Below are 12,732 nucleotides of genomic sequence, written 5' to 3'. Positions count from 1 at the left end.
CAAATACGCCCGGTCAGCCCGCCCCGCCGCACGCTAGCGGGCGCTGTTTAAGGCCCGGTTACCCCGGCGTTAACGCGTGATTAGGAGGTGGGGCATTCGCACCCCGCAGTTCCGCTCCTTTGGTGCCGGAGCTAGGATCGTCCGCACAAAACCCGAGGAAACACACATGGGCCATATCGATCCGACCAAGGAGATCTTCGCACAATTCCGGGACAACGATCGCCCCGGCCCGATCCACATGCTCAACCTGGTGCGCCTGCGCAAGGAAGCTGCCTATCCGGACGGACGCAAGGCGAGCGGCGCGGAAGCTTACGCAGCCTATGGCCGCGAGAGCGGCCCGGTGTTCGAACGCCTCGGCGGCCGCATCGTCTGGCAGGGCAGGTTCGAGCTGATGTTGATCGGCCCGCAGGACGAGCGCTGGGACCATTGCTTCATCGCCGAATATCCTGATGTCGGAGCCTTCGTCGAGATGATCCGCGATCCCGTCTACCGCGAGGCGGTGAAGCATCGCCAGGCCGCGGTGGAGGATTCGCGGCTGATCCGGCACGCCGTGCTGCCGGTGGGAAAGAACTTTGGGGAGATACCGACGTGAACGTCATGAGGCGAATCCGCCTCCATCGTTATGGCCGGGCATAGCCGTCCGAAGGACAGCGTCGCTTCCGCTCGCCTATGACTGGACCATCAACGATCTCTCGTTCCGTCATTCCGGGGCGGCTCGAAGAGCCGAACCCGGAATCTCGAGATTCCGGGTTCGATGCTGTCGCATCGCCCCGGAATGACAGAGGGGAAACTAGCCCGACGGGCCCGAGTCCTCGATGATCGGTCCGAACAGCTCCCAGCGTTCGCCGTTGAACTTCATCATCTGCATCTGCTTGTTGACGCGATAGTCGTTCGGTCCGGTGTTGATCTTGATGCCGGGCAGCGCCAGGCTCGGCGAGTAGCCCTTGATATTGGCGGCCTGCTTCATGACGTTCTCGCGCGTCAGGTCGTCGCCGCACTGCTTCAGCACCTGCACCAGCAGCTCGGCCACCGAATAGGCATAGGTGTTGATGGTGTTGAGCTTGTCGCCCTCGGGGAAATACTTGTCCATAAAGGCGAAGAAGGCCTTCACGCCCGCATCGTCTTTCCACTGGGGATCGCCGGGGTCCTTGCCGTAATTGGTCGAGATGATGCCCTTGGAGATGTCGAGGCCGGCCGGCTTCAAGGTGGCCGACACCGGGCTCGCATTGATGTCGAGGATGTGCACCGGGGTCCAGCCGAGGTCGGCAAGCTTCTTGATCGCCTGCGCTGCGAATTTCGGGGTGGAGGCGTCATAGAACAGGTCGACGCCCATCGACTTCAGCTTGACCACTTGCGAATCGACGGTCGGGTCGGTGACCTCGTAGGAGACTTCACCGACGATCATGCTGGCGGCCTTGGCGCCGAGGCCGCTCTTGAGGCCTGCGAGATAGTCGCGGCCCATGTCGTCGTTCTGGTAGAGCACGCCGATCTTGGCGTTCGGATGATTGGCGAGGATGTATTTGGCGTAGATCCGTCCCTCGGACACGTAGTTGGGATTGTAGGCGATGGTCCAGGGATAGTTCTGGGGGTCGTTGAAGCGAGCTGCACCGGTGGAAGCAAGGAGCTGCGGGATCTTCTTGCCGTTGAGATATTTCTGCACGGCGGCGTTGGCCGCGGTTCCGATCAGTTGGAACGTGAACAGCACCTCGTCGCCCTCGACGAGCTTGCGCACCTGTTCGACCGTCTTCGGCGGCGAATAGGCGTCGTCATACTGGATCAGATTGATCTTGCGGCCGTTGATGCCGCCCTGATCGTTGATCATCTTGAAGTAGGCGGCCTGGGTCTTGCCGATATTGGCGTAGACGGAATAGGCGCCGGAGAACGGAACGGTCTGCCCGATCTTGATCTCGGTGTCGGTCGCACCGGTGTCGTATTTCTTCTGGGCGAGGGCTTGGCTGGCCGAAAACGTGACGGCGAGCGCTGCCGTGGCAGCTAGGAAGGCTCTGCGATTGTTCATGTTGGGTCGTTCCTCCTGACGGAATTTTCGGCCGACGGTCTTTTCCGTTGATTGCAACGGTCGCCATCGCTGCCGAAGATTGTGGAGGAAGGCGCCGCCGCGCGCAAGGATCGCGACGCCGCGCCGTAGCGTCTCAGGCCAAAAAGCTAGGCCAGGAGCAATGCCGCCAGCGCGACCGCCGCAGGCAGCGCCTGGACCATCAGGATGCGTGAGCTGACGGTGGCAGCGCCATAGGCGCCGGCGACGATCACGCAAAGCAGGAAGAACGCCTTGATCTGGAACGCGAAGGCCGGATTGCCGTGGACGAGACCCCAGATCAGGCCCGCGGCGAGGAAGCCGTTGTAGAGTCCCTGATTGGCAGCCAGCACTTTCGTGATCTCGGCCTTCTCTGGCGTGTTGCGAAACACCTTCAGGCCCTGCGGCTTGTCCCAGAGAAACATCTCCAGAATCAGGAAGAATACGTGCAGCGCGGCAACCAGCGCCACCAGGACATTGGCGATCAGGATCAAAGTCAGCTCCCCCAAAAGCGTCAGCTTTCGGGTGGACGTTAGCATGACCGGCATGGCAAGTGCGATGGGGCGTGTTTCGATGCAATGGTGCCGCAATGGCCAGCCGGTCAACCAAACTCTCTGTTCGCTTCGGCCTCGATCGGCTGACGACGCCGATCGGAATCGCGCTGCTCGTCACCGATGCCGAGGGTGCGCTGCGCGCGCTCGACTGGGACGATTACGAGCACCGCATGCGCGGGCTCCTGCGCCTGCACTACGGCGCAGTCGATCTGGGCGACCAGCCGGCGCCCGCGTCCATGCGGACGGCGCTGTCACGCTATTTCGACGGCGATCTCGACCAGCTCTCGGGCATCGCATGGCGCATCGCCGGCACGCCGTTCCAGCAGAAGGTCTGGAAGGCGCTCGCGCGGATTCCCGCCGGCACCACGATGAGCTACGGCGCGCTCGCCGCAAGGATCGACATGCCGAAAGCCATTCGCGCCGTCGGCCATGCCAACGGCTCCAACCCCATCAGCGTGGTGCTGCCCTGCCATCGGCTGATCGGCGCGGATGGCTCGCTGGTGAAATATGGCGGCGGGCTGGAGCGGAAAAGGTGGCTGTTGCGGCATGAGGGCGTGGAGGTTTAGCGCTCTCTCCACATCGTCATTCCGGGGCGCCGCGCAGCGGCGAACCCGGAATCCATCCGGCTACACCGACGGTGCCGAGGAATAGATTCCGGGTTCGAGCTTCGCGCGCCCCGGAATGACGAGTAGAGAGACTGCCGCCTCACGCCGCCGGCTGCACCGTCTTGTCGCCGGCCATCACATGGGTCAGCGCGCTCTTGATCGCGGCCTGGCGTGTCGGCGCGCTGATCTGTGCACCCAGGAGGTCGGTGACGTAGAACACGTCGCGGGCGCGCTCGCCGAAGGTCGCGACATGGGCCGAGGCGATGTTGAGGTTGAGCTTCGAGATTGCGGTGGTCAGCTCGTAGAGCAGGCCGGGGCGATCGAGGCCGGAGACCTCGATCACCGTGTAGCGGTCGGACCATTGGTTGTTGATGGTCACTTCCGGCTCGATCACGAAGGGCCGCGCCTTGCTGCGCACCGTGCGCCGCGCCACCACTTCGGGCAGGCGCAGCTTGCCTTCGAGGACGTCCTCGATCATCTCGCCGATGCGCGTGGCGCGGCGGCCCTCGTCCTCGTCGCGGTCGTATTCCCGCGAAATCGAGATCGTGTCGAGCGCGCGACCGTCGGTGGTGGTGTAGATCTGGGCGTCGACGATGTTGGCACCGGCCGAGGCGCAGGCGCCGGCGATGATCGAGAGCAGCCAGGGATGGTCGGCCGCGAAGATCGTCAGCTCGGTGACGCCGCGCACCTCGTCGAAGCCGACATTGATCGCGAGCTTGTGGCCGGCCTGCTCGCTGGAGCGGACGAAGCGGGCGTGGCGCATCTTGCGCGGCAGCTCGACCTTGAGCCAATAGGCCGGATAGTGCCGGCCGATATAGGCATCGAGCTCGTCCTCCGGCCATTCGGCGAAGGCCATGCGGAACTCGGCATGGGCAGCCGCGAGGCGTTTGCCGCGATCGACCTCCGAGAATCCCCCGGTCAGCACCGGCTCGGTCTCGTAGTAGAGCGAGCGCAGCAGCTGGGCCTTCCAGCCGTTCCACACTCCCGGACCGACGCCGCGGATGTCGGCGGTGGTCAGGATGGTCAGCAGCTTCATCTGCTCGACCGATTGCACCACGGCGGCGAAATTCTCGATGGTCTTGCGATCCGAGAGGTCGCGCGACTGCGCGACCGTGGACATCGTCAGGTGCTCCTCGATCAGCCAGGCCACGAGTTCGGTGTCGGCCGGGCTGAAGCCGAGCCGCGGGCACAGCCGCCGAGCCACCTTGGCGCCTGCGATCGAGTGATCTTCCGGCCGGCCCTTGGCGACGTCGTGCAGCAAGGTGGCGATGTAGATCACCGCGCGATGCTCGGGCCGGGACTTGCGCATGAGGTCGCTGGCAAGGGCGAACTCCTCGACGCCGCCGCGCTCGATGTCCTGCAGGAAGCCGATGCAGCGGATCAGATGCTCATCGACGGTGTAGTGATGATACATGTTGAACTGCATCATCGAGACGATCTTGCCGAAGGCGCGGATGAAATGGCCGAGCACGCCGGTCTCGTTCATCCGCCGCAGCACGATCTCGGCATTGTCCGAGGTCAGGATCTCCATAAACAGCCGGTTGGCCTCGGGATTTTCGCGAAGCTGCGCGTTGATCAGGCTCAGCGACCGCGTCACGTCGCGCATCGCATCCGGATGGAAGGCGAGGTTGTTCTTCTGGGCCAGGCGGAAGATACGGATCAGATTGACCGGATCGTGCTTGAAGACGTCGGGCGCTGCGACGTTGATGCGGTTGTTGTCGACGATGAAGTCGTCGCTGTCAGGGACGCGCCGCTTCGCCGCGGTCGGCCGCAGCCGCGCCATCATCCGGCTCAGGACCGGGGCGGGCTTGGCCTGCTGGTCCTCGAGCTTGGCGCAGAGAATGGCGGTGAGGTTGCCGACCTCCTTGGCGACCAGGAAGTAGTGCTTCATGAAGCGCTCGACGTCCTGCATGCCGGGATGCGAGGTGTAGCCGAGCCGCACTGCGATCTCGCGCTGGAGGTCGAAGGAGAGGCGCTCTTCGGCGCGGCCGGAATAGAAATGCAGATTGCAGCGCACCGACCAGAGGAAGTCGGCGCAGCGGCGGAAGGTGCGATATTCCTGTGCGTCGAACACGCCGCGCCCGACCAGCTCGTGGGTGTCGCGCACGCGGTAGACGTATTTGGCGATCCAGAACAGCGTGTGCAAGTCGCGCAGCGCCCCCTTGCCGTCCTTGACGTTGGGCTCGACCAGATAGCGCGACTGGCCGCCGCGGCGGTGCCGTTCCTCGCGCTCGGCAAGCTTGGCGGTCACGAATTCGGACGCGGTGCCTTGCACGACTTCCTTGTCGAAGCGCTCGACCAATTCGTCATAGAGCGGCTTGTCGCCGGTCAGGAAGCGCGTCTCCAGGATCGCGGTGCGGATGGTCATGTCGCCGCGCGCCTGCCGGATCGACTCGTCGACCGAGCGCGTGGCGTGGCCGACCTTCAGCCCCATGTCCCAGAGGCAATAGAGGATGGCTTCGGCGACCTGCTCGCCCCAGGCGGTCTGCTTGTAGGGCAGGATGAACAGGAGATCGATGTCGGATTCCGGCGCCATCAGACCGCGGCCATAGCCGCCGGTCGCGACCACCGCCATGCGCTCGGCGCCGCTCGGGATCGGCGAGCGGTAGAGATGACGGGTTGCCGCCGAGTAGAGGATGCGGATGATCTCGTCCTGGACGTGACACAGCCGCTCTGCGCAGCGGCGGCCGTGGCGATCCTTCAGAAGGATTTGCTGCGCCGCGGCGCGTGCGGCAATCAGCTCGGCCTTGAGCAATTGCGCCATGGCGGTGCGGAACGCGTCTTCGCGTCCCTGATGCTTTTCGGCAAGCGCATCGACCGCTGCGGTGATCCGCGCCGTGTCGAAACGATCGTCCACCTCGGCCCTGTGCTCAGTCGCGACGCTGTCCATGCCTCACCGGATATAAGAGGTGACAGGCGCTGTCACCCGCCATTCTCTGGCAATAGTCGTTCCATGCTGGAAAGCTGCGGCTTTGGGCAAATCTGTTCTCGGCGGGTCCGCCTTCGAGGGGCGGATTTTCTCGTTGATTTCTAGATTTAACTCCTTGAAAAGCAATGAAATTTTGGAGGAGGCTGGGCATGACCATGGTCACACGACGTATTCTGCTGGCGGGGGCAATGGCACTCGCAATCACCCCTGCGGCGCGGGCGGCCGATCCACTCAAGGAAATCCGCATTGACTGGGCGACTTACAATCCGGTCTCGATGGTCCTGAAGCAGAAGGGGCTGCTCGAGAAGGAGTTCGCCAAGGACGGGATCACTGTCACCTGGGTGCAGTCGGCCGGCTCCAACAAGGCGCTCGAATTCCTCAATGCGGGCTCGATCGATTTCGGCTCGACCGCGGGCTCGGCGGCGCTGGTGGCGAAGATCAACGGCAACCCGATCAAGTCGATCTACGTCTATTCGCGTCCCGAATGGACCGCGCTGGTGACGGGCAAGGACTCCAAGATTGCAAGCGTGGCTGATCTCAAGGGCAAGCGCGTTGCGGTGACGCGCGGCACCGATCCGCACATCTTCCTGGTGCGCGCGCTGCTCGGCGCCGGCTTGACCGAGAAGGACATCACGCCGGTTCTGCTCCAGCATGCCGACGGCAAGACCGCGCTGATCCGCGGTGACGTCGATGCCTGGGCCGGCCTCGATCCGATGATGGCTCAGGCCGAGGTCGAGGAAGGCGCAAAGCTGTTCTACCGCAAGGCCGACGCCAACACCTGGGGCATCCTCAATGTGCGCGAGCAGTTCTTGAAGGACCATCCGGATGCGGCCCGCCGCGTGCTCGCCGTCTATGAAGAGGCGCGAAAGTATTCACTGGCGAATTACGACGAGCTGAAGAAGACCTTCATCGCGGTCACAAAGCTGCCCGAGGCCGTCGTCGACAAGCAGCTCAAGGAGCGCACCGAGCTCACCCATAGCCGCATCGGCGCGCCCCAGCGCGAGTCGATCCTCGCCGCCGGTCTCGCACTCCAGCAAGCCGGCGTCGTCGATGCCAAGGTCGACGTGAAGGCAACGCTGGACGCCCTGCTCGACGACCAGGTCCCGCTGCCGACGAATTGATCGGCGTGCAGGCGAGCGCGCCGTTGAATCTCGCAGTCGTCCCGGGGTGCGTAGCGAACCCGGGACCCAACCGCAGGGCGCGCTTTTGCGCGAAGACGGGCACTCCGAGTCCCCGTAACCACATCATCCTGTGGTTATGGACCCCGGATCTACGCTTCGCTTGTCCGGGGCGACGACCGAGAACGTCGCGCGCCCTTGCATTAGCTCCTCAGACGCGCTTGCTAGGGTCATGATCTCCGACGCGCCAGTCCTGCAACAGACCTCGGAACCGGCCGAGAGCACCGCCGCGCCCTCGCGGCTGTCGCGTTACGCGCGGCCGCTGCTTGGGATCTTGCTGCCGCTCACGCTCGCGCTTGGATGGGAACTCGTGGTGTGGCTCGGCTGGTCCAACGGCCGGCTGGTGCCGCCGCCCTCGCGCATCTTTGCCACCATTGCCGAGCTCGCCCGTTCAGGCGAGCTGGTCCGCCACATCGCCGCAACGCTGTGGCGGGTCGGGCTCGGTTTCGCCTTCGGTGTCGTCGCGGGCACGCTACTGGGGGCTATCTCCGGCTATTGGTCGCTGGCGCGGCGGCTGTTCGATCCAACCGTGCAGGCTCTGCGCGCGATCCCGTCCCTCGCCTGGGTGCCGCTATTCATCCTCTGGCTCGGGATCTTCGAGACATCGAAGGTCGCGCTGATCGCGGTCGGCGTGTTCTTCCCGGTCTATCTCGGCGTGATGGGCGCGATCCTGTCCGTCGACCGCAAGATCGTGGAGGTCGGTCGCACCTTCCGCCTGTCCGGCCCGGCGATGATCCGCCGCATCCTGTTGCCCGCCGTGTTGCCGGCCTATGTCGTGTCCTTGCGCGTCGGACTTGGCCTCGGCTGGATGTTCGTGGTCGCGGCCGAGCTGATCGGCGCCTCCGAGGGCCTCGGCTATCTCCTGCTCGATGGCCAGCAGCTCGGCAAGCCCGCGCAGATCCTGGCAGCGATCGTGATCTTCGCCATTCTCGGCAAGCTCACGGATTGGCTCATCGAGGTCGCGAGCGCGCCCTTCCTGCGCTGGCAGGACGCCTTCGTCGGCGCGAAGGGAGCTTAAAAGCGATGCTGGCGCTCGACCGGGTCAGCAAGACCTATCCCAACGGCGTGCAGGCGCTGGCGCGCTTCTCCGCCGAGATCAGGCAAGGCGAGATCGTCGCCATCATCGGCGGCTCAGGCTGCGGCAAATCAACGTTGCTCCGCGCCATCGCCGGTCTCGATCGTGCCAGCTCGGGCGCCGTGACGCTCGACAATGAGGCGATCACTTCGCCCCATGCCAAGATCGGCATCATCTTCCAGGAGCCGCGGCTGCTGCCCTGGCTCAGCGTCGCCGACAACATCGGCTTTGGCCTCGCCGATCTGCCCACGGCCGAGCGGAACGAGAAGGTGGCGCGTGCGCTCGAGCGCGTCGGGCTGGCCGAGAAGGCGCAGGCCTGGCCGCGCGAGCTCTCCGGCGGGCAGGCGCAGCGCGTCGCGATCGCCCGCGCACTGGTGCCGCAGCCGGAGGTGCTCTTGCTCGACGAGCCGTTCTCGGCGCTCGACGCTTTCACTCGCAGGGACCTTCAGGATCATCTGCTCGACCTCTGGGCGGACACGCGGCCGACGCTCATCCTCGTCACCCATGACGTCGACGAGGCCGTGGTGCTGGCCGATCGCGTCCTGGTGATGCGGCCGCGGCCGGGCCGGCTGTTCGACCAGATCGAGATCAATCTCGGCCGTCCGCGCGACCGCAATTCGTCGTTGTTCGAGAATTTCAAGCGAAGTGTGCTGACGTCACTCGACCGTTCGCTCGACCGAAGCGTGCCCGACCGTGACGCAACCCAGGGTCCCGGTCAGGCCATGTGGTGGTGACAATTTCTCGCCGAGCCGGTACATCGAAGGGCGAATTGTCCGGGAGAGAACGAACATGGACGCTGCAGAGCTGCGCCAGATGCAGGCTCCGATCAAGGAGCGCTACAAGACCGACCCCAAGACCGCGCTGATCACGCTGAAGGCCAAGGGCTCCACCGATGGCGAAGGCATCGCCTGCAAGGTCGAGACCGGCCGCGCCATCGCAATGGCGGGACTGCATCCGGCGACGGGCGGGTCCGGCCTCGAGCTCTGCTCCGGAGACATGCTGCTCGAAGCCCTGGTCGCCTGCGCCGGTGTCACGCTGAAATCGGTTGCGACCGCGATCGAGGTGCCGCTCAAGACCGGCAACGTCTATGCCGAGGGCGATCTCGATTTCCGCGGCACGCTCGGCGTCGACAAGGAGACGCCGGTCGGCTTCGCGGAGATCCGTCTGCGCTTCGAGGTCGACACCGACGCGCCGCAGGACAAGCTCGATCTCCTGCTCAAGCTGACCGAGCGTTATTGTGTGGTCTATCAGACCATCAAGAACGGCCCGAAGGTCTCGGTGTCGATGCAGCGGATGTGACTCTGTGTACCCTCCCCTGGAGGGGGAGGGTCGATCGCGCGCAGCGCGAGCGGGGTGGGGTGATCTCTCCACGTCGCACACTGTTCGTGTCGAGAGATCACCTCACCCCGCTGCGCATTTCGCTTCGCTCCATGCACAGCGACCCTCCCCCTCCAGGGGAGGGTAAGAAGAAAAAATGTCCCTCGACCTTCACTTCCTTCTCTTCCTCCTCCTGCGCATGGCGATTGCGGCGGCGTTCGTCGTGACGGCGTCGATCATCACCGAACGCACCGGACCGGTGATCGGCGCGCTGGTGGCGACCCTGCCGGTGTCGGCCGGTCCCTCCTACGTCTTCCTCGCGCTCGACCATGACGCCGCCTTCATCGCGCAGGGTGCGCTGGCGAGCCTGCCGGTCAACGCGGCAACCATCTTCATGTGTGTCGCTTATGTCGTGCTGGCGCAACGGCACAGTCTTCTGGTGAGTTGTGGCGGCGCGGTCGCGATCTGGATCGTGCTTGCTTCGATCATCCGTCAGTTCGACTGGTCGCTCACCGCCGGACTGGCCGCGAATCTGATCGCCTTCGGCATCTGCATTCCGCTCCTGGCCGGCTATCGCCATGTGAAAATGCCGCTGGTGACGCGCCGCTGGTACGACGTTCCGATGCGGGCCGCATTGGTCGCGACGCTCGTCGCGATCGTGGTCTCGACCTCGGGCTGGGTCGGTCCCCGTATCAGCGGCATCATCGCGCTGTACCCGGTCGTGTTCACCAGCATCATGGTGATTCTGCATCCGCGGATCGGCGGCCCGCCGACCGCCGCGGTGCTCGCCAACTCAGCGTGGGGCCTGCTCGGGTTTGGTACTGCAATCGCAGTCTTGCACGTTGCGGTGGCGTCGTTCGGCTCTGCCGTCGGTCTGTGCCTCGCGCTCGGTACCTGCATCGCATGGAACCTGACGCTGTGGGGGATCGGCCGTCGTGCGATGCACAAGGCGCGAGAGCCGTGAGACTACGGATTAGCGCGACATGGCGTCGCGACATTGCGGTAAGCTCAATTCACGCCAGTCAAATTCGAAGCGCCTTCTCAAGCCGTTGAATGAGAGCGTCATTTCGAGTTTTGCCGTTTTCTTGGATCGAGCGTCGATGTGCATGGCGGGGACAGGCCCGTCGATCCTTCACCGAATTCCGACAGTTCTATTAGAACTTTCTTCGCGCTTCTCACCTATGAATGGCCGAGGTACCCGCTTCCGCAACTGTCGGCGCGAACTCGTCCGAGATGCATCCGAATGCAGGGACTCGCGGGAATTGTAGATTTGAATACGGCTGTGTCGCCGCAACGGTTACTTCCCCTACGAGCTGTCCTCGTAATTTCGAGATGGAGATTCTTTGATGTTCGGTCGCAAGCCCCAGATTGATGCACAAGCACGGCTCGATGCGATCGGCCGCTCCCAGGCCATGATTGAATTCAATCTGGATGGTACGATCGTCACGGCCAACAAGAACTTCCTCGACGCCCTCGGCTATCGGCTCGACGAGATTCAGGGCAAGCATCACTCCATGTTCGTGCCGGCCGAGCAGCGCGATACCGCCGAGTACAAGGCGTTCTGGGCTGCATTGAACCGTGGCGAGTACCAGGCGCGCGAGTTCAAGCGGATCGCGAAGGATGGCCGCGAGGTCTGGATCGAAGCATCCTACAATCCGGTGCTCGACGGCAACGGCAAGACGGTGATGGTCGCCAAGATTGCGACCGACATCACCGCGAAGAAGATCCGGAGCATGACGGATGCATCGAAGATCGCCGCCATCGGCCGTGCGCAGGCCGTCATCGAATTCAGGCTCGACGGCACCATCGTCACGGCCAACGAGAATTTCTGCAAGACGCTGGGCTATTCGCTTGCCGAGATCGAGGGCAAGCACCACAGCCTGTTCGTCGCCCAGGCCGACCGCGACGGTGCGGCCTATCGCGAGTTCTGGGCCGCGCTCAACCGCGGCGAATACCAGACCGGCGAGTACAAGCGCATCGGCAAGGGCGGTCGCGAGGTGTGGATCATCGCCTCCTACACGCCGCTGATCGACGAGACCGGCAAGCCGTATGGCGTCGTCAAGTTCGCGACCGACGTCACCGCGGAGAAGCTGAAGAACGCCGATCTCGCCGGTCAGATTGCAGCCATCGACAAGGCCCAGGCTGTGATCGAGTTCAACATGGACGGCACGATCATCACCGCGAATGCGAATTTCCTCGGCACGCTCGGCTATTCGCTGCCCGAGATCAAGGGCAAGCATCACAGCATGTTCGTCGAGCCCGGCGAGCGCGATGGCTCCGCCTATCGCGAGTTCTGGGCCGCGCTCAACCGCGGTCAGTACCAGGCGGCCGAATACAAGCGCATCGGCAAGGGCGGCAAGGAAGTCTATATTCAGGCCTCCTACAACCCGATCTTCGATCTCAACGGCAAGCCGTTCAAGGTCGTCAAATATGCAACCGATACGACCAGGCAGGTGCTGGTCCGCATGGGCAACGAGCGCGTCCGCGGCATGATGGAATCGGTCGCCGCGGGCTCCGAGGAGCTGAACGCCTCGGTGCGCGAGATCTCCGAGGCCATGACCAAGTCGCGCGAGACCGCCATGAGTGCGGTGGATCAGGTCGCTTCCGCCGACGCTCAGGCCCAGCGCCTGACCGAGGCCGCGCAGTCGATGAGCGGTATCGTCGAGATGATCAACAGCATTACCGGCCAGATCAACCTGCTGGCGCTCAATGCCACGATCGAATCCGCCCGTGCCGGCGAAGCCGGCCGCGGCTTTGCCGTGGTCGCCTCCGAAGTGAAGAGCCTCGCCAACCAGGCCAAGCAGGCCACGGACAAGATCGGCCAGGAGATCGGCAGCCTCAACGGCATCTCCGGCGACGTCGTCAGCGCGCTCGGCTCGATCAAGCAGGCGATCACCAGCGTCAGCGAATACGTGACCTCGACCGCCGCCGCCGTCGAGGAGCAGAGCACGGTGACGAACGAGATGTCGAACAGCATGCAGCGCGCCGCCGCGGAGGCCGCTGCAATCGCGGCAAGGGCGTAGTTCGAATCATAGGGCGGGC

The 12,732-nt window shown here is 64.1% G+C and carries 11 protein-coding genes; 8 read left to right on the top strand and 3 right to left on the bottom strand.

Annotated elements, in window-relative coordinates:
- Positions 1-166 precede the first annotated feature (166 nt).
- Positions 167-592 carry a DUF1330 domain-containing protein gene (locus ACFDR6_RS04975; protein ID WP_375857617.1) on the top strand — a complete coding sequence of 142 codons (426 nt, stop codon included), beginning with the start codon at positions 167-169 and terminating at the stop codon, positions 590-592.
- 198 nt (positions 593-790) lie between these two features.
- Here ACFDR6_RS04975 and ACFDR6_RS04970 read toward each other — a convergent pair whose 3' ends face one another.
- Positions 791-2,017 carry an ABC transporter substrate-binding protein gene (locus tag ACFDR6_RS04970; RefSeq protein WP_212083657.1) on the bottom strand — a complete coding sequence of 409 codons (1,227 nt, stop codon included), beginning with the start codon at positions 2,015-2,017 and terminating at the stop codon, positions 791-793.
- A 146-nt stretch (positions 2,018-2,163) separates the two neighbouring features.
- Positions 2,164-2,571, bottom strand: a complete 408-nt coding sequence (locus ACFDR6_RS04965) for a DUF1304 domain-containing protein (RefSeq protein WP_249153201.1) — start codon at positions 2,569-2,571, stop codon at positions 2,164-2,166.
- A gap of 50 nt (positions 2,572-2,621) precedes the next feature.
- Between ACFDR6_RS04965 and ACFDR6_RS04960 the strand changes: the two genes are divergently transcribed.
- Entirely contained in the window at positions 2,622-3,152 is a 531-nt protein-coding gene (locus tag ACFDR6_RS04960) for a methylated-DNA--[protein]-cysteine S-methyltransferase (protein ID WP_375857616.1), read from the top strand.
- Positions 3,153-3,291: 139 nt separating this feature from the next.
- Here ACFDR6_RS04960 and ACFDR6_RS04955 read toward each other — a convergent pair whose 3' ends face one another.
- Positions 3,292-6,081 (bottom strand): [protein-PII] uridylyltransferase, encoded by a 2,790-nt coding sequence (locus ACFDR6_RS04955; RefSeq protein ID WP_375857615.1) that lies wholly within the window; start codon positions 6,079-6,081, stop codon positions 3,292-3,294.
- A gap of 188 nt (positions 6,082-6,269) precedes the next feature.
- On the opposite strand from ACFDR6_RS04955, the gene ACFDR6_RS04950 reads away from it, so the two are divergent.
- The 6 genes from ACFDR6_RS04950 (at position 6,270) to ACFDR6_RS04925 (ending at position 12,713) form a co-directional block, all read left to right on the top strand.
- Entirely contained in the window at positions 6,270-7,241 is a 972-nt protein-coding gene (locus tag ACFDR6_RS04950) for an aliphatic sulfonate ABC transporter substrate-binding protein (RefSeq protein WP_212083665.1), read from the top strand.
- 229 nt (positions 7,242-7,470) lie between these two features.
- Positions 7,471-8,316, top strand: a complete 846-nt coding sequence (locus ACFDR6_RS04945; protein WP_375857614.1) for an ABC transporter permease — start codon at positions 7,471-7,473, stop codon at positions 8,314-8,316.
- 5 nt (positions 8,317-8,321) lie between these two features.
- On the top strand, positions 8,322-9,107 hold the full coding sequence (locus ACFDR6_RS04940) for an ABC transporter ATP-binding protein (protein WP_212083669.1): 786 nt from the start codon (positions 8,322-8,324) through the stop codon (positions 9,105-9,107).
- A 55-nt stretch (positions 9,108-9,162) separates the two neighbouring features.
- Positions 9,163-9,672, top strand: coding sequence for an OsmC family protein (locus tag ACFDR6_RS04935; RefSeq protein ID WP_063199224.1), 510 nt, complete (start codon positions 9,163-9,165; stop codon positions 9,670-9,672).
- Positions 9,673-9,847: 175 nt separating this feature from the next.
- Positions 9,848-10,654 (top strand): hypothetical protein, encoded by an 807-nt coding sequence (locus ACFDR6_RS04930; protein ID WP_375857612.1) that lies wholly within the window; start codon positions 9,848-9,850, stop codon positions 10,652-10,654.
- A 382-nt stretch (positions 10,655-11,036) separates the two neighbouring features.
- Positions 11,037-12,713, top strand: a complete 1,677-nt coding sequence (locus tag ACFDR6_RS04925) for a methyl-accepting chemotaxis protein (protein WP_317241588.1) — start codon at positions 11,037-11,039, stop codon at positions 12,711-12,713.
- Positions 12,714-12,732: the final 19 nt, after the last annotated feature.

The sequence above is a fragment of the Bradyrhizobium tunisiense genome, assembly GCF_042263385.1.
Taxonomy (GTDB): Bacteria; Pseudomonadota; Alphaproteobacteria; order Rhizobiales; family Xanthobacteraceae; genus Bradyrhizobium; species Bradyrhizobium tunisiense.
Note: the sequence above shows the minus strand (reverse complement) of the source record. Positions and strands in the feature narration are given on the sequence as shown.

Bases quoted from the DNA above. Each gene is read 5' to 3' on its own strand.
- ACFDR6_RS04975 (WP_375857617.1), top strand. From the start codon at position 167: ATGGGCCATATCGATCCGACCAAGGAGATCTTCGCACAATTCCGGGAC.
- ACFDR6_RS04970 (WP_212083657.1), bottom strand. From the start codon at position 2,017: ATGAACAATCGCAGAGCCTTCCTAGCTGCCACGGCAGCGCTCGCCGTC.
- ACFDR6_RS04965 (WP_249153201.1), bottom strand. From the start codon at position 2,571: ATGCTAACGTCCACCCGAAAGCTGACGCTTTTGGGGGAGCTGACTTTG.
- ACFDR6_RS04960 (WP_375857616.1), top strand. From the start codon at position 2,622: ATGGCCAGCCGGTCAACCAAACTCTCTGTTCGCTTCGGCCTCGATCGG.
- ACFDR6_RS04955 (WP_375857615.1), bottom strand. From the start codon at position 6,081: ATGGACAGCGTCGCGACTGAGCACAGGGCCGAGGTGGACGATCGTTTC.
- ACFDR6_RS04950 (WP_212083665.1), top strand. From the start codon at position 6,270: ATGACCATGGTCACACGACGTATTCTGCTGGCGGGGGCAATGGCACTC.
- ACFDR6_RS04945 (WP_375857614.1), top strand. From the start codon at position 7,471: ATGATCTCCGACGCGCCAGTCCTGCAACAGACCTCGGAACCGGCCGAG.
- ACFDR6_RS04940 (WP_212083669.1), top strand. From the start codon at position 8,322: ATGCTGGCGCTCGACCGGGTCAGCAAGACCTATCCCAACGGCGTGCAG.
- ACFDR6_RS04935 (WP_063199224.1), top strand. From the start codon at position 9,163: ATGGACGCTGCAGAGCTGCGCCAGATGCAGGCTCCGATCAAGGAGCGC.
- ACFDR6_RS04930 (WP_375857612.1), top strand. From the start codon at position 9,848: ATGTCCCTCGACCTTCACTTCCTTCTCTTCCTCCTCCTGCGCATGGCG.
- ACFDR6_RS04925 (WP_317241588.1), top strand. From the start codon at position 11,037: ATGTTCGGTCGCAAGCCCCAGATTGATGCACAAGCACGGCTCGATGCG.